The organism is Alkalihalobacterium sp. TH-98 (assembly GCF_057473385.1).
The window spans coordinates 81708-101879 of the sequence record NZ_JBYCKM010000033.1 but is presented as its reverse complement, the minus strand read 5'-3'; the positions used below and the strand labels follow the sequence as shown (position 1 = coordinate 101879).

At 42.1% G+C, this 20172-nt stretch carries 20 protein-coding genes; 1 reads left to right on the top strand and 19 read right to left on the bottom strand.

What is annotated here, in order from left to right; all coding sequences use genetic code 11:
* Positions 1 to 271: hypothetical protein (locus tag AC2VNP_RS12600; RefSeq protein WP_486917658.1), on the top strand; the 271-nt coding region annotated here is incomplete at its 5' end.
* Positions 272 to 435: 164 nt separating this feature from the next.
* On the opposite strand, the gene hisIE is transcribed toward AC2VNP_RS12600, so the two are convergent.
* The 19 genes from hisIE to AC2VNP_RS12505 all read right to left on the bottom strand — a co-directional run bounded on the left by hisIE (position 436) and on the right by AC2VNP_RS12505 (position 19510).
* Entirely contained in the window at positions 436 to 1065 is a 630-nt protein-coding gene (gene hisIE / locus AC2VNP_RS12595; protein WP_486917657.1) for a bifunctional phosphoribosyl-AMP cyclohydrolase/phosphoribosyl-ATP diphosphatase HisIE, read from the bottom strand.
* A complete protein-coding gene (gene hisF / locus AC2VNP_RS12590) occupies positions 1062 to 1820 on the bottom strand; it encodes an imidazole glycerol phosphate synthase subunit HisF (RefSeq protein WP_275118716.1) in 759 nt (252 codons plus the stop codon). Before hisF ends, hisIE begins: the two co-directional genes overlap by 4 nt.
* A gap of 1 nt (position 1821) precedes the next feature.
* Entirely contained in the window at positions 1822 to 2556 is a 735-nt protein-coding gene (gene hisA, locus AC2VNP_RS12585; protein ID WP_486917656.1) for a 1-(5-phosphoribosyl)-5-[(5-phosphoribosylamino)methylideneamino]imidazole-4-carboxamide isomerase, read from the bottom strand.
* Entirely contained in the window at positions 2549 to 3190 is a 642-nt protein-coding gene (gene hisH, locus AC2VNP_RS12580; RefSeq protein ID WP_486917655.1) for an imidazole glycerol phosphate synthase subunit HisH, read from the bottom strand. The genes hisA and hisH overlap by 8 nt, the downstream gene beginning before the upstream one ends.
* On the bottom strand, positions 3191 to 3781 hold the full coding sequence (hisB, locus tag AC2VNP_RS12575) for an imidazoleglycerol-phosphate dehydratase HisB (protein ID WP_486917654.1): 591 nt from the start codon (positions 3779 to 3781) through the stop codon (positions 3191 to 3193).
* Between the two features lies 1 nt (position 3782).
* Positions 3783 to 5057, bottom strand: a complete 1275-nt coding sequence (hisD, locus tag AC2VNP_RS12570; protein ID WP_486917653.1) for a histidinol dehydrogenase — start codon at positions 5055 to 5057, stop codon at positions 3783 to 3785.
* Positions 5054 to 5695 (bottom strand): ATP phosphoribosyltransferase, encoded by a 642-nt coding sequence (hisG, locus tag AC2VNP_RS12565; RefSeq protein ID WP_275118711.1) that lies wholly within the window; start codon positions 5693 to 5695, stop codon positions 5054 to 5056. Before hisG ends, hisD begins: the two co-directional genes overlap by 4 nt.
* Positions 5688 to 6878 (bottom strand): ATP phosphoribosyltransferase regulatory subunit, encoded by a 1191-nt coding sequence (locus tag AC2VNP_RS12560; RefSeq protein ID WP_486917652.1) that lies wholly within the window; start codon positions 6876 to 6878, stop codon positions 5688 to 5690. Before AC2VNP_RS12560 ends, hisG begins: the two co-directional genes overlap by 8 nt.
* Before the next feature lie 946 nt (positions 6879 to 7824).
* Positions 7825 to 8346, bottom strand: a complete 522-nt coding sequence (locus AC2VNP_RS12555) for an acyltransferase (protein WP_486917651.1) — start codon at positions 8344 to 8346, stop codon at positions 7825 to 7827.
* Between the two features lie 2 nt (positions 8347 to 8348).
* Positions 8349 to 8990: a pyrophosphatase PpaX gene (gene ppaX, locus AC2VNP_RS12550; protein WP_486917650.1), complete on the bottom strand. Its 642-nt coding sequence runs from the start codon at positions 8988 to 8990 to the stop codon at positions 8349 to 8351.
* Positions 8980 to 9945, bottom strand: a complete 966-nt coding sequence (locus AC2VNP_RS12545) for a nucleoside recognition domain-containing protein (protein WP_486917662.1) — start codon at positions 9943 to 9945, stop codon at positions 8980 to 8982. Before AC2VNP_RS12545 ends, ppaX begins: the two co-directional genes overlap by 11 nt.
* 25 nt (positions 9946 to 9970) lie before the next feature.
* On the bottom strand, positions 9971 to 10855 hold the full coding sequence (gene lgt, locus AC2VNP_RS12540; RefSeq protein WP_486917649.1) for a prolipoprotein diacylglyceryl transferase: 885 nt from the start codon (positions 10853 to 10855) through the stop codon (positions 9971 to 9973).
* A gap of 282 nt (positions 10856 to 11137) precedes the next feature.
* Positions 11138 to 12076 (bottom strand): HPr(Ser) kinase/phosphatase, encoded by a 939-nt coding sequence (gene hprK / locus AC2VNP_RS12535; RefSeq protein ID WP_486917648.1) that lies wholly within the window; start codon positions 12074 to 12076, stop codon positions 11138 to 11140.
* 385 nt (positions 12077 to 12461) lie between these two features.
* Positions 12462 to 12821: a phage holin family protein gene (locus AC2VNP_RS12530; protein ID WP_486917647.1), complete on the bottom strand. Its 360-nt coding sequence runs from the start codon at positions 12819 to 12821 to the stop codon at positions 12462 to 12464.
* Entirely contained in the window at positions 12818 to 13021 is a 204-nt protein-coding gene (locus AC2VNP_RS12525; protein ID WP_486917646.1) for a PspC domain-containing protein, read from the bottom strand. The genes AC2VNP_RS12530 and AC2VNP_RS12525 overlap by 4 nt, the downstream gene beginning before the upstream one ends.
* A 19-nt stretch (positions 13022 to 13040) precedes the next feature.
* Positions 13041 to 14150 carry a DUF4097 family beta strand repeat-containing protein gene (locus tag AC2VNP_RS12520; RefSeq protein ID WP_486917645.1) on the bottom strand — a complete coding sequence of 370 codons (1110 nt, stop codon included), beginning with the start codon at positions 14148 to 14150 and terminating at the stop codon, positions 13041 to 13043.
* A gap of 348 nt (positions 14151 to 14498) precedes the next feature.
* Complete coding sequence (gene uvrA, locus AC2VNP_RS12515) at positions 14499 to 17372, bottom strand: excinuclease ABC subunit UvrA (protein WP_486917644.1); 2874 nt, start codon at positions 17370 to 17372, stop codon at positions 14499 to 14501.
* Positions 17373 to 17379: 7 nt separating this feature from the next.
* A complete protein-coding gene (uvrB, locus tag AC2VNP_RS12510; protein ID WP_486917643.1) occupies positions 17380 to 19359 on the bottom strand; it encodes an excinuclease ABC subunit UvrB in 1980 nt (659 codons plus the stop codon).
* 16 nt (positions 19360 to 19375) lie between these two features.
* On the bottom strand, positions 19376 to 19510 hold the full coding sequence (locus AC2VNP_RS12505) for a hypothetical protein (RefSeq protein WP_486917642.1): 135 nt from the start codon (positions 19508 to 19510) through the stop codon (positions 19376 to 19378).
* Positions 19511 to 20172: the final 662 nt, after the last annotated feature.

Below are 20172 nucleotides of genomic sequence, written 5' to 3'. Positions count from 1 at the left end.
TTTTGCTTCCCGTTTTTTTCCGTTACTTGAGATTTCGGGCTTCAATACGGCTTTTGCTTCCCGCTTTTTTCCGTTACTTGTGATTTCGGGCTTCAATACGGCTTTTGCTCCCCGCTTTTTTCCGTTTCTTGAGATTTCGGGCTTCAATCTGGCTTTTGCTCCCCGTTTTTTTCCGTTTCTTGAGATTTCGGGCTTCAATCTGGCTTTTGCTCCCCACTTTTTTCCTTTACTTGAGATTTCGGGCTTCAATAGTGTAATAGGAATTGGTTGAATTTCAATAGGACTCAGAAACCGTTATTTGTAAAAATGATCAATATATCAGGTTTAAGCCGACTGTCCGCGAATTTAACCGAAACCCTCATTTCCTCTTAAACTCAAAAAAGAAGGTGAATCATCAACCAATAACTCACCTTCCCTCAAAACGGTCTTTTCCTATTATTTCGTATGACGCTCCTCTAGTACAGCTAGGACTTCATCCAATGGAAGCTTTTGTTCACGCAGAAGGACGAGCAGGTGGAAAAGTAAATCTGCGACTTCCCATTTCAGCTCTTCTGGATCACGATTTTTCGCTGCAATAATGACTTCGCCAGCTTCCTCACCGACTTTCTTCAAAATCTTATCGACACCTTTGTCAAATAAATACGTCGTATATGATTTCTCCGGCATTTCAGCTTCACGCTCTGCTATCAATGACTCTAAGCGAGAGAGAATTCCAAAGCGGTCTTCTTTAGCCCCTACCTCATCTTGATTTAATAAAGAGTCGGCAAAGCATGTGTACACACCCTTATGACAAGCAGGGCCACTTGGATCAACAAGCACTACTAAGGCATCTGAATCACAATCGTAACGTAAGTCAGTCACTGTTTGCGTATTTCCCGAAGTTGCCCCTTTGTGCCATAACTCTTGGCGAGAGCGACTATAAAACCACGTTTCTCTCGTTTCGATCGTTTTTTCAAGAGATTCTCGATTCATATAAGCTAAAGTTAATACTTCTTTACTTTGCGCATCTTGAACAATTGCGGGGATTAAACCTTTTTCATCGAACTTTAAATTTTCTAAATTCATCGCATGGGTACCCCCTTTTCTTTTAACAAAGTCTTTACTTCAGCTACAGATGTTTCTTTATAATGGAAAATAGAAGCAGCCAATGCCGCATCACATTTTGTTTCGGTGAATACATCATAGAAGCACTCTTTTGCACCCGCACCGCCTGAAGCAATGACGGGGACTGTTACAGCTGCGTTTACAGCTTTCGTCAGTGGTAAATCAAAGCCCGTTTTTTCACCGTCTTGGTCCATACTCGTGAGGAGAATTTCTCCTGCACCGCGACGAACAGCTTCTTTTGCCCATTCGATCACTTCCCAATCCGTTGGCGTTCGGCCGCCATGTGTATACACACGCCACGAACCGAGCTCCTCATCATACTTGGCGTCAATCGCCACAACGATACACTGGGAACCGAAGTAGTCCGCACCTTCTGTAATCAGTTCTGGCCGATTAACAGCAGCTGTATTGAGCGACACTTTATCCGCACCTGCACGAAGCACACGCTTCATGTCCGCTAATGAGTTGATGCCTCCACCAACAGTAAAAGGAATCGCCAGCTTTGCAGCCACTTCCTCAACGACTTCGACCATCGTTTCTCTTCCTTCATGAGAGGCGGAAATATCGAGGAATACGAGTTCATCAGCGCCTTGCTCATCGTAAAAAGCAGCAAGTTCAACAGGGTCACCCGCGTCACGTAAATTGACGAACTGAACCCCTTTAACGACACGACCTTCTTTAACATCGAGACATGGAATAATTCGTTTTGTCAACATCTTATTCCACCTCACTTAACGCTTGCGCCAGCGTGAATTGGTTCGTATACAGTGCTTTACCGATAATGACACCACGAACGCCTTCAGCAGCATAAGGCTTCACTTCTGTTAAATCCGCTAATTGGCTGACACCGCCGGAAACTATGACTTCTTTTCCAGTTGCCTTTGCTAGTGAGCGACATGCCTCTACGTTTGGACCTGATAGCATTCCATCGCGAGAAATATCAGTAAAAATAAATACTTCTGCACCGAAGTCAGCCATTTCTTTCCCGAGTGCTTCTGCTTTGACTTGAGACGTTTCGAGCCAGCCTTCTGTTGCAACATACCCATCACGAGCATCGAGACCGATCGCAATTTTCTCACCGCCATATGTAGCTAGCATTTCTTTTGTAAAATCAGGGTCGTTCACAGCAACGCTTCCGAGAATGACACGGTCAACGCCTTGATCTAGATAAAAAGCAACATCTTCCTTTGTACGAATACCGCCACCGATTTGTACGTTTACATTTAACTCTTTGGCTACTCGAAGAACGTACTCAAAATTAACTGGTTTCTTTGCCTTTGCTCCATCAAGGTCGACCATATGAATCCACTCAGCCCCAGCTTCAGCAAATGTTTTAGCCATCTCAAACGGCGAGTCGCCATATACCGTTTCCTGGTCATAATCTCCTTGGATCAGGCGGACACATTTTCCGCCACGCATATCTATTGCAGGATATAACGTTACTTTACTCATTTGATAGGCCCCCCTCTACCAGTTTCACATAATTTGCAAGAATACTCATTCCGATTGAACTACTCTTTTCTGGGTGAAATTGCGTTCCCATAATATTATTTCTACCGACTACAGCAGGTACTTCCCCGTCATACTCGCTGCTAGCAATCAACACTTCTTTATCGTCTGTACGAACGACGTATGAGTGAACAAAATAGACGTGACCGTTCTCAACGTCTTTTAATATCGGGTGATCTGGCTGATGAAACTCCAGCTGATTCCAGCCCATATGCGGTACTTTGTACGCTTCTCCTTCGTCCGTTACACCAGGAAACCTACGCACGGCACCAGGTAAAAGATTTAACCCTTTTGTTTCCCCGTTTTCTTCACTTTCTTCAAATAAAAGCTGCATGCCTAAGCAAATGCCGAGTAACGGCTTACCGGTGTTGGCCCACTCGATCACAAAGTCAGCCAAACCATCTTTTTTTAGAATCTCCATCGCATCACGGAAGGAACCAACCCCAGGTAAAATGAGACCGTCTGCTTTTTGAAGCTCCTCTACTTTTTCAGAGACAAAATAATCTTTATTTAAACGTTCAAGCGCCTTACTTACGCTATGTAAGTTCCCCATCCCATAGTCAATGACACCGATCATTTATAACATTCCTTTCGTCGACGGAATTCTTCCTTTAGCGCGCTCGTCAATTTGTGTCGCTTCATCTAGAGCTCTCGCTAACGCTTTAAAGACCGCTTCAATCATGTGGTGTGTGTTGTGGCCATAATGAACAATGACATGTAAATTCATACGTGCTTCAAGTGCAAGCTTCCATAAAAATTCATGGACTAATTCAGTGTCGAATGTACCGACTTTTTGACTTGGGAATTCAGCACGAAATTCAAGATGTGGGCGGTTACTTAAATCAACAACGACTTGAGCTAACGTTTCATCCATCGGGACAAACGCGTTTCCGTAACGCTTAATGCCTTTTTTATCTCCTAATGCATCTTTAAGGGCAATTCCTAAGCAAATCCCGATGTCCTCTGTTGTGTGGTGATCATCCACTTCTACATCACCATTGGCATCAACGGTTAAATCAAAGTGACCGTGCTTCGTGAATAAATCAAGCATATGAGTCATAAAAGGAACGTTTGTATTTAGATCAGATTTTCCTTCTCCATCAATTGAAAACTGTAGTTTAATTTGTGTTTCACCTGTGTTTCGTTCAATACTAGCTGTACGTTCCATTTTACTTTTCCTCCTCTAGTCGCTTATCAATAGCTCGTGCGTGGGCTTCTAATCCTTCAAGACGAGCAAGTGTTGTTATTTTTTTACCATTGGCTTGCAGTGCTGCTTGACTATAATAAATAATGCTCGATTTTTTAGTAAAATCATCCACATTTAACGGGCTTGAAAAACGGGCTGTTCCGTTCGTTGGTAACACGTGATTGGGCCCTGCAAAGTAGTCGCCTACAGGCTCTGAGCTGTAAGGGCCAAGAAAAATCGCTCCTGCATGCTTAATTTTCCCTAATAAAGTAAGTGGCTCTTCAGTTAGCACTTCAAGATGTTCAGGTGCTAGCTGGTTAACGACATCAATCGCTTCCGCTAAATCTTGCGTCACATAAATCGCTCCGTAATCTTGGATCGACGCCTCGGCAATGTCTTTTTTCGGTAACGTTTCAAGTTGCACAGCGACTTCATCGGCGACTTTTTGCGCAAGCTTCTCACAAGGTGTGACAAGAATGGCCGAAGCCATCGGATCATGCTCCGCTTGCGATAGTAGATCTGCTGCTATAAAAATAGGGTTCGCTTTTTCATCCGCTAATACAACAATTTCACTCGGACCGGCAATCATATCGATATCGACTTGTCCAAACACTGCTCGTTTCGCGAGAGCCACATAAATGTTTCCGGGACCGACGATTTTATCAATCGGTGCGATCGTTTCGGTGCCATAAGCTAACGCGGCAACCGCTTGAGCACCGCCGACTTTATACATTTCTATCACGCCAAGCTCATTGGCCGTCACAAGAACACCTGCGGGCCACGACCCATTCGCTTGCGGGGGCGAGACCATCACGATGCGCTCGACTCCAGCGACTTGAGCCGGAATGACATTCATCATAATCGAAGAAGGATAAGCGGCCCGCCCGCCTGGCACATACACCCCGACCGAATCAAGCGGGGTGACTTTTTGACCGAGCATCGTTCCATCTTCTTTTGTCGTAATCCATGTTTCTCTTTTTTGTCGAGCATGGAAATCACGAATATTTTCAATCGCTTCACGGATTGCAGCTAGAGCCTCGTCTTCTACTTCTTCATATGCTTTTTCAATTTCTTCTTTTGTCACGGCAAATGACTGAAGGCGAACACCGTCGAATTTTTCGGTAAGTGCAGCTACTGCTTCATCACCGTAGGCTTTTACTTTTTCAATAATTTGGGTTACTGCTTGCTGTTGCGTTTCTGTTCCTGCTTCAATTGTTCGCTTAAGAGAGACGTTTTTCGTTACCTTTATAATTTTCATTCGTCTTCCCCCTCAATGACTTTAGCCAAACGTTCGACCAAATCATCAATCCATTCATCTTTCATTCGATAACTGACTGGATTTACGATCAGACGAGACGTAATGTCCATAATTTTTTCTAATTCAACGAGGCCATTTTCTTTTAACGTCCGACCTGTTGAGACGATATCGACAATGCGATCGGCTAAACCAACGAGAGGCGCTAGCTCAATCGATCCATTTAGTTTAATCACTTCGACTTGCTCACCTTGTTCTTTAAAATAACGAATCGCAACATTCGGATATTTTGAAGCGACTTTCGGTGCAATCTCATTTTGCTTCTCATACGTTGGTAGTCCAGCTACCGCTAAATAACATTCGCTTATTTTTAAATCGAGAACTTCATAGACATCTCGTTCTTCTTCTAGCATCGTATCTTTTCCGGCTACACCAACGTCTGCTACTCCGTGTTCCACATACGTCGGTACATCCATCGGCTTTGCGAGAATGAAGCGCATCTTTGCATCTGGTGCATCAACGATTAATTTACGCGAGTCGTCGAACTCTGCTGGCAATGCATACCCAGCTTTTCTTAGTAAATCTGCTGCTTCTTCAAAAATACGCCCTTTAGGCATAGCTACCGTTAACCACTCACTCATCATTAGCACCTCCATTCTTTGCTTTGCCAATACAATAAATGACGTCTGCAAATTGCTCAGATAAAACATCGACATCTTTAATTCCCGCTAAGTCTTGCAGAATAACAGCGGCACCTTGCTCTCTTTTCTCCGTCGCAAGGTCGATCGCTTCTTTTCTACGCTCATTACTAAAAATGATGCACGTTTGCGGCGTTAACTCTTTCTTCGTCCCAATTGCTTCAACGAGTAAATCAAGTCGAATACCAAAGCCTGTCGCTTGGGCTGGACGGTCAAAGTTGGCCAGTAGCTCATCATAGCGCCCGCCACTTCCAAGTGGAACACCTAAACGACTGCCGTATCCCTCAAAGACAACGCCTGTGTAGTAGCTCATATGCATGACGAGGTTTAAGTCGATTTTTAAAAATTCTGTCACACCGTAGCATTCTAATGCTTCCCAAAGCTTGGATAAGTCTTGCAGGGCTTTTTCGCCTGCTTCACTTTGAACTAATTCGGATGCGGCTTGAATTTTTTCACTGCCACCGCGTAGTTTCAATAAGTCTAGGAGACGGCTTTTATCGATCGATGATAACGGCAAGCTTTTTACATGCTGACGATAGCCAACATAATTTTTTTCATATAAATAACGTCTTAACACATTGGCACGCTCTTCATTACCAACGACTTCAAGCAATAGTGCATTTACGTAGCCAATATGGCCGATCGCCACTTGGAAGTTTTCTACCCCAGCCTTGCGTAGTGTAGAGATCATAAGTGCGATTACTTCTGCATCCGCACTTGATGTTCCATCTCCGACGAGCTCAACGCCGATTTGTTCAAATTCAGCAGGTTTTCCGCCTTCGCGCTGCTGGGAGCGGTATAAGTTTGTATGATAGGAAAGGCGTAATGGATAGGCTTCATTTTTTAAGCTTGAAGCGGCAAGACGAGCTATCGGTGCCGTCATATCCGGTCTAAGGACTAATGTGTTTCCGTCTTGATCGAGTAATTTGAATAGTTGTTGATCCAGGATCGCTGAAGCTTCTCCTACGGTTTCGTAATATTCTAGCGTTGGGGTTTGAATGGCACGATACCCCCAACGAGATACTTCTTCATTTATATCATTTGCAATACGTTGCTTCGTTTCAAATAATTCCGGTAACGTGTCTCTCATCCCAATCGGTTTTTCGAACATAAATGGTTTTGACATGTTTTCACTCTCCATACTTTAGTACGATTCAGTACATTGCTTAGTACAATTTAGCGGATGTTGGTTTTGGTAAATGCTTTTGTTCGATGCTATATGTACGCACACCACAAGCGCTTCACTATAATGCTGTGTGCGGTTTAGCATTTTGCTAAAAGTTCAACGCTTTAGTTCGCTAATGTACTAACAAGATAAAGGATATTACATAGTAGTTTACACGCATCTACTACAATCGTCAACCAATATGAGCAGTATTTCTCCACCTTAATTTGGCTAAAAAATGACGTTTAAAACATATGCCGGCAGCAATAGCCATAACTATTCTTAAAGTATTTATACCACTATAGTAACACTGTTGGAAAAGAAAGGAACAGTAATGCTACAAAATGTTCAAAAATTCAGGCGATGGTGGATAGATCGAGGGTTTTGGAGGTTAGTCGAGATCTTGTTGTTGTTGACACAGTTTGGCAAATAAAAAGTTGAATTCCGACAATAAATCTTTCAAATTGGACAATAAAATTAAAAATCGGACAATAAAATATCGAATTCCGACAATAAACTAGTGAAAGCGGACGATAACAACACTAGATTAACCGAACCAACTAAAATAATGCGGTTAATTCATACTAGATTACTGCAATAAGTGGTTCACTCGGCACGAAATTGATGAAATCTACGTTGGATACTACCATATTGAATAAAAAGAGCTTCTAACAGCAACTCTTTTCACTTTTTGATGAATTATGCGGACTCAGAAGACCTTATTTGCGTTACAAAGGTATTTTATTAAAACTTAGGGCATTGAAAAGCCCTTATTGACTAAACTTTGAAGCTTTTTTCAATGAAGATTGGCAAATAAGAGCCTCTCAGTCCCCTAATACCAAAACGGTGCCAGGTACCTTTACCACTGTACAGTGGTAAAGGTACCTGGCACCGCGTTCTTTTTTTATTACTCCATAAAGTGAACGTTATTGCGCTCGTCCATCTCTTCTTTCGTGTAGATGACGCGCATTGGATTTCCGCCGACAAAGCTGCCGGCAGGAACATCCTGATGTACGAGCGTGCCCGCCGATACTATCGCGCCGTCGCCGATCGTTACACCTGGTAATATCGTCGAGTTAGCACCGATCATCACTTCATCCCCAATGATCACATCACCGAGACGATATTCCTTAATCAAATACTCATGCGCAAGGATCGTCGTGTTATAGCCGATGATTGAATTGCGCCCAATGGAAATTTTCTCAGGAAACATAACGTCCATCATGACCATTAACGCCACTGCCGTTTGGTCACCGACTTTCATCTTAAGAAACTTCCGGTACATCCAATTTTTTAAGCCGATATACGGTGTATAACGAGCCAATTGAATAACGACAAAGCTTTTCGCTACTTTCCAAAAAGGAACTGTCTTATAAATTTGGCAAAGCGAATTACTACCTTCGACGGGATACCGTTTCGTCTTTCTCACATTTACTCCACTCCAACGATTTTCAATAAATCTCTCATATCTTCTAATACATAATCCGGTTCATACGAACGAATAAATGCTTCACCTTTAATGGACCAAGCAACAGCAGCCGTCGTCGTACCCGTGTTTTTTCCACCTAAAATATCATACTGGCTGTCCCCAACCATAATTGTCGTTTCAGCCGTTGAGTTTAGTGCTTTCATCGCTTTTTCGAGCGGTTCAGGATCTGGCTTAACTTTTTCAACATCATCAATCGCTACAATCACTTCAAAAAAACGATCAAGGCCTGTGACTTCTAACCCGCGAATGGCAGTGTTCTTCATTTTCGTCGTTACAACCGCTAGCTTAAATCCTTCTTTATGCAAGCGTTCGATCGTTTCAAACACACCTTCATATTCCTTAATTAGCAAGTCATGATTAGATAAGTTGTGTTCACGATACATCGTAATCATTTCTTCGACACGTTCAGCATCAATGCCTTTAAAACTGTCAACAAGAGGTGGTCCGATAAATTCGATCACCTTTTCACGAGTATATTTCCCTGGGAAATAATGCTCAAGTGTATGCAAAAAGGATGAAATAATTAAATCATTCGTATTAATTAACGTTCCGTCGAGATCAAATAGTAGTGTATCAATTTTCATTTACAGCTTCCTTTCCTGTGACTTGCTGCTTTTGCTGTTGCTTTTTCTCATAGCGGTTCCAAATAAAGGCGATCACCATCGTTAAAACGATCGCTGTAACAATACGGATAATCAGCAAAGGCCATATGGGAATGCCCAATGGAATAAATATGAGCGTATCTTCGATGACAGCGTGACAAGCGACGAGAAAAATAAATACTAAATATAAATCTTTCTTTTTCACTCCGTCTTCTTTTACTGCTTGGATCATAACCCCTGCTCCAAACGCTAACCCGAAGAATAAGCCAGAGGCAAGCGTCGTCGAAGTGTTTTCACGGATTCCAAGCATCTTCGTAAACGGGGACATCCATTTCGAAAACACCTTTAACCAATTTAATTCTTTCATAATTTGAATAAAAACCATCAGTGGAATGACGATAAGTGCCAATTGAGCAATTCCGATTGTTGCACTTTCAATTCCTTTCCAAACGATGGCCAGCCAACCTGATACTTCCGCTTCTTTCCCCAAAGAAACAAAGCCGTATTGAGCGATTTCACTTCCACCCTGCCAAAACAGATGAATGACCCAAGCTGAGAAAAACGCTAAACCTAATCGGACCGCCAATACGACGGATATCCGGATCCCAACCTTTGCAGCTACCGCTGACTCGACAAATAGATTGTGAGAGAAGGAAAGCATAACCGCTAAAATAAAAACTTCCTTGACCGTCAGCTCCATCGTTAAAATCGCACCGATCGCGGCATATAAATTCAACACATTCCCTAAAATTAACGGGATGGCCGCTTCCCCAGGCAATCCAATCCACCCCATGACAGGTGCCAACAATCGGGCTAGCCACTCAAGGACTGGGGTATAGCCGAGAATCGTAATGATTAGCGTGATTGGGAAGATGATTTTCCCTAATGTCCAAGTTGTTTGTAATCCTACCATTAATCCCCGCTTTAGTATTCCCACCTTGAGCTCCTCTCCGAACAAGACCTTACTTCTTCTTTTTCTTTTTTGCTTTTGATTGGCCAGCTGTTGGTTTTCCAGCCGTTTCTTCATCTAAATAATTTATTGAAGCTAGACCTGTCTTCCGACGATAAATCCATATAATCACAGCACCAACAATTAAAATGATTGATACAATCTGCGCTGTACGTAAAAAGTCACCAATCATTAAGTTGTCTAAACGCATACCTTCAATAAAGAAGCGTCCGACAGAATACCAAATGACATAGCTCAGGAAAATTTCCCCTTGCTTTAAATTGACACGACGTAACCATATTAATAGAGCAAAACCTAAAATATTCCAGATTGACTCATATAAGAAGGTTGGATGATAATACCCTAACCCATGAATAGGGTCATTAATATACATTTGATTAATAATAAACTGTGGGAGCATTAAACTTTCAAGAAACTCGCGTGATACTGGACCACCGTACACTTCTTGATTCATAAAATTTCCCCAGCGGCCGATCGCTTGTGCAATAATGATACTCGGCGCAGCAATATCAAGAATTTTCCAGAAAGAAATCCCTCTTCTCCTTGCAAAAACGATAGCCGTCGCGACACCACCAATGAGTCCACCGTGGATCGCTAAACCACCTTCCCAAATCGCAAACGCTTTTAACGGGTCATCTACGTAATGCTCCCAGCGGAAAATAACATAGTAAATCCGCGCGGAAATAATCGCAATGGGTAAAGCCCAAATTAATAGATCCGTAAACGTGTCTTTCGGCAGCCCACGCTTTTCTGTTTCACGAGTAGCGATTAAAAAACCTACAACTACCCCCAATCCAATCAAAAGTCCATACCAATAAACCGTGATCGGACCTAATTCAAACGCAATTCTACTTAAAGGTTGAATCGTTTCCTCCATAATTTCACCTCTTACTTAATTTTAAGTTCGACTTCATAAGATTTTTTTAAATTCAAGTGCGTGTTCAAAAAGGTGGACAAAAAGATCCAAGAAGTTCGAGGTCGTGCAGTTGCGAGTACCACAGCGTATGCTATTAATACGTGAGGAACACAGCAACAAACCAACGAGCTACCACAGGATGTGGTGACTTCGACGTTCCCACAGGACGTGGGGCTCTTAGTCGAAGGTCTTCTACCGCCGGAGATTTTTCCCGCACTTTTTGAATATCCTCTTCAACAGCCTCTATAAATAGTCGTCTCTATCTCCTTCTTCAATCACATCCGTTAGACGCTCAGAAAATTCTTGTGCCGCATTAATGCCAAGACGCTTTAATCGGAAGTTCATCGCTGCAACCTCTATAATAACCGCTAAGTTACGACCAGGACGAACGGGAACCGTCAATTTCGGCACATCTACATCAATAATTTTTAAAGTATCTTCTTCCAAGCCCAAGCGATCGTAAGCTTTCTTTTGATCCCATAACTCTAGATTAATAACGAGTGCTATCCGTTTAAACGGACGAATCGCCCCAGCTCCAAAAAGAGTCATGACATTAATAATCCCTAACCCACGAATTTCAAGCAGATGTTTAATCAATTCCGGTGAACGACCAATTAACGTATCTTCATGTTCTTGGCGAATTTCCACTGAGTCATCCGCAACAAGACGATGGCCACGGCGAACGAGATCAAGTGCCGTTTCACTTTTACCGACACCACTAGCTCCCATAATCAGTACACCTATTCCATAGATGTCAACTAGCACACCATGAATTGCCGTCATCGGAGCGAGTTTACTTTCTAAATAGTTCGTCAGCCTACTACTTAAGCGCGTTGTCGTTACAGGTGACCGTAAAATGGGCACTCCTTTTTCTTCAGAAGCAGCAACAAGCTGAGCCGGAACTTCTAGTCCTCTAGAAATAATAATACCTGGAGTGTCATATGTGCAAAGCTTAAGCATCCGCTCTTTCTTATCAATTTCACTTAATTGTTGAAAAAACGAAAGCTCCGTTCGACCAAGCAACTGAAGACGGTTTGCCGGGTAATATGTAAAAAAACCAGCCATTTCAATACCAGGCCGGGAAATATCACTCGTTGCGATCGGCCGATAAATGCCTTCCTCTCCACTAATAAGCTCTAACTGAAAATTTTCTATCAAATCATTTGCAGTAACTTTTGCCATCCGATTATCCTCCATCCTATACATCAACATTACTTACACATTATAACCTTAAAAGTACTGAAGAAAAAAGACCAGGCAATCGAAGTAGAAGGATAGGAGGAGTGGATCTTATAAAAATGGCTAAAGAGCAAAGCTTCCGCGGGAGAACGCCCAAAAGCAAAGAGCAACCATCTTTGAGAAAAGTACTATTTTTTTATGTTCGAAATGCACAACCACTATGTTATAAGGAAATTTTTGTATTGTAAATAAAAATGCCTGTAACACGAACACGGGGGGCTATCTTAAAATCCCCCTACCCTTTAGGTTTTTTCCTTGCAGACGAAAAAGCACTGAACAATGGTAAATCATCGTTTCAGTGCTTTATGGTAGATAGTAGTAGGTTTGATTACGATTTCTTTAATGGTTCCACAATCATCTTTTGAATAAGTGTATTGAGGATTGTAATGATAATGGCTGCTAAAATGGCCATTCCGAAGCCGTCAATCACAAACGAAGACCCCATGAAGGCAGCGGTTAATTTTAGCGTAATTGCATTAATCACAAATAGGAAAAATCCTAAGGTTATAATCGTAACCGGTAATGTCAGAATAACGAGGATCGGCCGGACGATAAAATTTAAAATCGAAAGAATGATACTGGCAAAGAATGCTGCTCCAAAGCCAGCGATATGAAACTGCCCGAAGAAGTGGGCAACAATAATCAGCGTGATGCTATTGACAAGTAAGTGTATGATCCATCCCATCAATCCACAAGATCTCCTTCATTCGGAATAACGAAAGCCGCTGCTATATAACCGAGTAGCAGTGGAAATCCTGCGGTGATGAAGAAAAGAATGATAAATAGAACGCGAACGAGAGACGGGTCAATTCCAAAATAGGCAGCCAGACCACCGCATACGCCAGCTAGCTTTCGATCATGAACGGTTCGAAACAGTCTTTTTTGCATGATTTTTCACCTCGCATTTTTACGAGCGTTGCTCAATTTGAATAGATCCTGTATTGGTTTCTGCTTCTAATTTAAAACGTGGAGAACATTCTTTGTTTGCAATAAATGAAAGTGTCTTTTGAACGAAATCTTTTTTCTCTTCAACAATCTCCAGTCCATTTAAATCACACGTAAACCCGCCAACATTCGTTTCAAGCTTCCCTTCTACGCGAAGGGCGTCAGGTAACGAAACATCGATACTTCCTGTCGTTGCCTTTAAATCTGCGTAACACGGTTCAGCCACTTCATCGAGTCGATAGTGGATTGCTCCATTGACCGTTTCCACACTGACGTCAATGTTTTTGCCTTCTAACGTAATCGCACCGTTCATCGTCTTCACTTCGCACCATTCATTATGGATGGCTGAAATGTCAACTGGTCCATTCACCGTTTCCGCGTAAAGCTTTTTACTTTCTACATCTAAAAGGTGGACGCTTCCGTTAACGACTTTCGTCTCCAGCTTGCCTCCTTGAAGATTTTCCCCTTTAATATGCCCATTAAACGTATAGACCTTGACTGAATCATAGTATTCTCTCGGAATATAGCAAGTGGCCTGAATTTTGATCGTCTTAACTTTAGAATAAAACTTGACGCGATCTTCTCTTCCTTCAAAAACCGTTTCTTGCAGAAACGTTTGTCTGCCTTCTTCGGCATCACGAGCGCGGTAAACTTTCGCTTTACACTCGACACGAATATCTTGCTCTTCCCATGGAATTAATGTTACTGAACCATTTTCTAATGAGAAATCTAGTTCTTTTCCAGTAAAGTGTTTATGGTGAAAAATATGTTCAATTTCAATATAAGGGCCAAAATTAAAATCTAGATCTAAATCCTTAATTTTTTGAATCGCATTTTCAATAATGCCTGTTAAAATGCTGGCACCTGACGTTTGACGATACGTACGACGCGATTGACGTTTACTGTCCCAATCCACAAGCTTAGATAAGGCCGTTTGTTGCTTTTCCTCCGTTTTCTGCTCCTTCGTCTCTTTTGGCTCGTCTTGCTGAAGCGCATTTAATAACTTCAATCCTTCTTCTGCTGTAATTTTGCCGTCCTCAATCATTTTTAAGATCATTTTACGCTCTTCCATTTAGAACCTCTCCTCTATGGAAATCTTTTCACAACTCAATAATACATACGTCCTATGAACAAAAAAGTTACAAATTAATTAAAAATCTCTAAAAATATTCTTGAAATCTCCTTATCTTGAGACTTTTATTCATTCGATTGATACTTAGAGCACGAATAATAAGAGAAGTTGAGTTAAACAGACTATCGGCCATAGCACTCTCCTCTGTTTTTTCCATTTGTATAGTCGCTTTACATTTAGTTTTTAAAGGCAAGTTGTTTACTCATCCTGTACAGTGAAAGCGTGTGAAATTTCGATTCCACACGCTTTGCCCTACTAAAATATTTTGTTTATTACGGCTTTATGTTATTACTTTTTCAGAAGTTCTTTTTCTTTCACTCGATCTTCCATGCGCTGTAGATCTCGCTCCAAAATCGGCTTTAAATAATGACCGGTATATGAACCTTTCACCGTGGAAACCTCTTCTGGTGTTCCAGTTGCGACGATTTGACCACCTTTATCGCCACCCTCTGGTCCTAAGTCAATGATGTGGTCCACCGTCTTTATGACATCTAAATTATGCTCAATCACAAGAACGGTATCCCCGTTATCGACTAATCGCTGCAACACTTTTAATAATCGGTCAATATCGTGAACGTGAAGACCGGTCGTTGGCTCATCTAAAATATAGAGCGTCTTTCCTGTCGACCGTTTGTGTAACTGGGAAGCGAGTTTGACACGTTGCGCTTCTCCACCCGATAACGTAGTCGCTGGCTGACCTAACCTCATGTAGCCGAGACCGACATCCGCTAATGTTTCGATCTTCCGTTTGATTTTCGGGATGTTCGCAAAGAATTCAAGACCATCCTCGACTGTCATTTCCAGTACGTCAGCAATCGTCTTTCCTTTATACGTTATATCTAGCGTTTCACGGTTATATCGCTTGCCATGACAAACTTCACAAGGCACATACACATCCGGTAAGAAATGCATCTCAATTTTAATAATTCCATCACCGCGGCAAGCTTCACAGCGACCGCCTTTTACGTTAAAACTAAAGCGACCCTTTTTATAGCCACGTACTTTCGCTTCATTCGTTAAGGCAAAGACATCGCGAATATCATCAAATACCCCTGTATACGTCGCCGGATTTGATCGAGGCGTACGACCGATTGGCGACTGGTCGATATCGATCACTTTATCCACATGCTCAAGACCCGTAATTTCTTTATGCGACCCTGGCTTGTCTTTCGCTCTATGCAATTTTTGAGCGAGTGATTTATATAAAATTTCATTAATAAGTGTACTTTTCCCTGAACCAGAAACACCCGTTACAGCAACAAACACACCGATCGGAATATCGACATTCACTTTTTGTAAATTGTTTTCATTGGCTGCTTTAATTGTCAGCTTGCGTCCATCCGATTTTCGTCGCTCAGTTGGAAGCGGGATGAATTTCTTCCCGGATAAATATTCACCGGTTAAGGAATTCGGGTCCTCCATAATTTCCTTAGGCGTCCCCTTCGCCGTAATCATTCCACCGTGCACTCCAGCTCCAGGTCCAATATCAATAATGTAGTCTGCCGCAAGCATCGTATCTTCGTCATGTTCTACAACGATTAACGTATTCCCTAAATTCCGCATATGCTTCAACGTTTCAATTAAGCGGTCATTGTCCCGTTGGTGTAAACCAATGGACGGCTCATCGAGAATGTATAAGACACCCATCAAGGACGAACCAATTTGAGTCGCTAAACGAATCCGCTGCGCTTCACCGCCAGACAACGTACCAGCCGCACGTTGCAGCGACAAGTAATCGAGACCCACATTAATGAGGAACCCGAGACGCTCATTAATTTCTTTTAAAATAAGACGAGCAATGGCAATTTCTTTATCTGTCAGCTTCAGCTCATCAAAAAGAGCTTTCGCGTCTTTAACAGACAGAGCCGTCACTTCTCCAATGTGATTTCCACCGATTAAAACCGATAGACTTTCTTTCTTGAGGCGATTTCCTTTACATTTCGGGCAATGGTGTTGCGCCATATACCCTTCCATTTGTTCACGAATATAATCAGAGGACGTTTCATGATAACGACGGGCAATATTATTTAATACCCCTTCAAATAAAATGTCATTTTCTCGAATTTGTCCAAACTCATTTTCATAGCGGAAATAGATTTTTTCCGTTCCACTACCATATAACACTTTGTTTAATAACGACTCAGGAATTTGCTCCACCGGGAGATCCATATCGATTCCGTAATGATCACACACTGACTTCAACAGCTGCGGGTAATATTGTGAGCTCGTCGGTTCCCACGGAGCAATCGCATGCTCATTTAATGATCTAGAACGATCCGGAATGACGAGATCTAAGTCTACTTCTAACTTCGTACCTAAACCATCACACGTAGGACAAGCACCATATGGACTATTAAAAGAAAACATCCGCGGCTCAAGCTCAGGAATGGAAAATCCACAATGCGGACACGCGTGATGCTGACTGAATAAAAGTTCTTCTTCACCCATCACGTCGACAAGAACACGGCCGTCCCCTAGGCCTAGAGCGGTTTCGATTGAATCGGTTAAACGCGGTGCAATTCCTTCCTTCATGACAATCCGGTCAATGACAACCTCAATACTGTGCTTTTTATTTTTCTCCAGTTCAATGTCTTCAGCGACTTCACGCATCTCCCCATTGACACGTATACGGACATACCCTTGTTTCTTAATATCTTCTAACACTTTCACGTGCTCGCCTTTACGTCCAGACACGATCGGTGCTAAGATTTGCATCTTCGTGCGTTCCGGGTACTGCATAATGCGGTCAACCATTTGCTGCACCGTTTGTGAACTAATTTCAACGCCGTGCTTCGGACAAATCGGACGGCCAATTCGCGCAAAAAGAAGACGTAAATAATCATAGATCTCCGTAACTGTACCGACCGTTGAACGCGGGTTCCGACTCGTCGTCTTCTGATCAATCGAAATCGCAGGTGATAACCCTTCAATTGCATCGACGTCAGGCTTGTCCATTTGTCCAAGGAATTGACGGGCATACGCGGACAACGACTCGACATAGCGGCGTTGGCCTTCCGCATAAATCGTATCAAACGCAAGCGATGACTTTCCCGATCCTGAAAGTCCTGTAAATACAACTAATTTATTTCTCGGAATCGTTACATCGATATTTTTTAGATTGTGGGAACGTGCTCCTTTAACGATGATCTTTTCGAGTGCCATCTTACCTTCATCCTTCCGCTTTTAGCTCTAAAATTAAATCACGCAATTCTGCTGCACGTTCGAAGTTTAAGTCTTTCGCTGCTTCTTTCATTTCTTTTTCCATTCGTTCGATCATCGCGTGGCGATCTTTTTTGCTCATCTTACCCGTTGGTATTACAGCCGTATACGTTGCATCTGCTTCTGCAGCGTACGTAGCTTGAATAACGTCAGGAATTTTCTTTTGTATCGTCATTGGCGTTATGCCATGCATTTCATTATATTCTTCTTGGATTTTGCGGCGGCGGTTCGTCTCATCAATAGCGATCTTCATCGATTTGGTCATTTTATCCGCGTACATGATGACATGACCATGCACATTACGCGCTGCACGTCCGATGGTCTGAATGAGAGACCGCTCGGCACGTAAAAAGCCTTCTTTATCTGCATCCAAAATCGTCACGAGCGAAACCTCAGGAATATCGAGACCTTCCCTTAATAAGTTAATCCCGACTAGCACATCGTACGTTCCTATTCGAAGCTGTCGAACAATTTCGAGCCGTTCCAACGTTTTTACTTCAGAATGCATGTACTGTACACGAATTCCGATTTCTTTTAAATAATCGGTCAAGTCCTCAGACATTTTCTTCGTTAACGTCGTAACGAGTACTCGTTCTTTCCGAGCGACACGTTCATTGATTTCTCCGATTAAGTCATCAATTTGACCCTCGATTGGACGTACTTCGATCGTAGGATCAAGCAAGCCTGTCGGACGAATAATTTGTTGGACAACTTGTGGTGTTTTTTCTAATTCATACGGTCCTGGTGTTGCTGAAACATAGACAATTTGATTTGTTTTTCCTTCGAATTCTTCAAATTGCAGCGGCCGGTTATCGAGGGCAGACGGTAATCTAAAGCCGTGGTCTACGAGTACTTGCTTTCTCGCACGGTCCCCGTTATACATCCCACGGATCTGCGGTAACGTTACATGAGACTCATCAACGACAATTAAATAATCCTCTGGAAAGAAGTCCAGTAAGGTGTACGGTGTGTCGCCTTCTTTTCGGAATGTTAAATGTCTTGAGTAATTTTCAATCCCTGAACAGAAGCCCATTTCCCGCATCATTTCAAGATCATAGCGCGTCCGCTGTTCGAGACGTTGAGCTTCAAGTAATTTTCCGTTTTCGTTCATTTCTTTCAAGCGTTCTTCCAATTCAGCTTCAATGTTCACAATCGCACGGTTTAGTTTTTCTTCACGTGTAACGAAGTGGGACGCTGGGAAGATCGCCACATGATTTCGCTCACCTTTTATTTCACCTGTCAACGCATCGACTTCTGTAATTCGTTCAATTTCATCTCCAAAAAACTCCACACGAATACACTGCTCGTCACGGGAAGCCGGAAAGATTTCAACGACGTCACCGCGGACACGAAACGTACCACGAGTAAAGTTAATATCATTGCGGTCATATTGAATGTCGACTAGATCTCGCAATAGCTCGTTACGTTCCTTCTCCATCCCCGTTCGAAGGGAAACGACAAGATCCCGGTACTCTTCCGGCGAACCTAAACCGTAAATACACGAAACACTCGCAATAATAATGACATCTTTTCGTTCAAAAAGTGAACTTGTCGCAGAGTGGCGCAGTTTATCGATTTCATCATTAATACTGGCATCTTTTTCAATATACGTATCGGATTGAGGAACATACGCTTCGGGCTGATAGTAGTCATAGTAACTCACGAAATACTCAACCGCATTGTTTGGGAAAAACTCTTTAAACTCACTGTACAGCTGTCCTGCTAACGTTTTATTATGGGCAATAACTAATGTCGGTTTATTGACTTCTTTAATTAAGTTGGAGATCGTAAATGTTTTCCCTGTCCCTGTAGCTCCTAACAGCGTTTGGTGAACCTTTCCTTCTTCAACGCCTTTCACAAGCTCTTTGATCGCTGCTGGCTGATCCCCTTGTGGTTGATATTGAGAGACTAACTCAAAACTGTGCTCCATCGCCTGGCTCCTCCTTCTATTCACAAAAGTGCGCTCTACCCGCTATTCGTGCGGGTGGCAGCACCGGTCGCTTTTTCGTCATTTTATTAAGAGTGAACGTACTTCTGGCTGTATATAAAAACGATTTCGTTCTATTTTTCAATGTTTTCATTATAACACACAGCCCCCCCTTCTACACAATTTTAACGAACGTATATTCTCTAAAATGTTTTTATTAATTTATGTAGGATTGGATCTAAGGAGGTGTCGAGGGAGGCGGGATGTACTATAAGGATGGTATTCACACTTGATCGATGTTTAGGTTGATGTTTTTACAGGATTAGGAAAATATCAGTACTAAAGCGGTGTTTAGGTTGTTGTTTTTACAGTATAAGGAAAATACCAACGCTAAAGCGGTGTTTAGGCTGTTGTTTTTACAGGATTAGGAAAATATCAGTACTAAAGCGATGTTTAAGTTAATTTTTTTACAGTATCAGGAAAATATCAACGCTAAAGTGATGTTTAGGTTGTTTTTTTTACAGTTTAAGGAAATTATTGACACTAAAGCGGTGTTTAGGCTGTTATTTTTACAGCTTTAGGAAAATATCAACGCTAAAGCGGGGTTTAAGTTAATTTTTTTACAGGATTAGGAAAATATTGTTACTAAAACCGTTTTTAGGCTAAATTTTTTACAGATTCAGGAAAACATCAACACTAAAGCGGTGTTTAGGTTATATTTTAACAGAATTATACAGTTATAAGCTCTAAGTTACATTTTAGATCGATTATTTTATAGTATTTGGATCATCCTTACTCTAAATCTACAAAAATAGT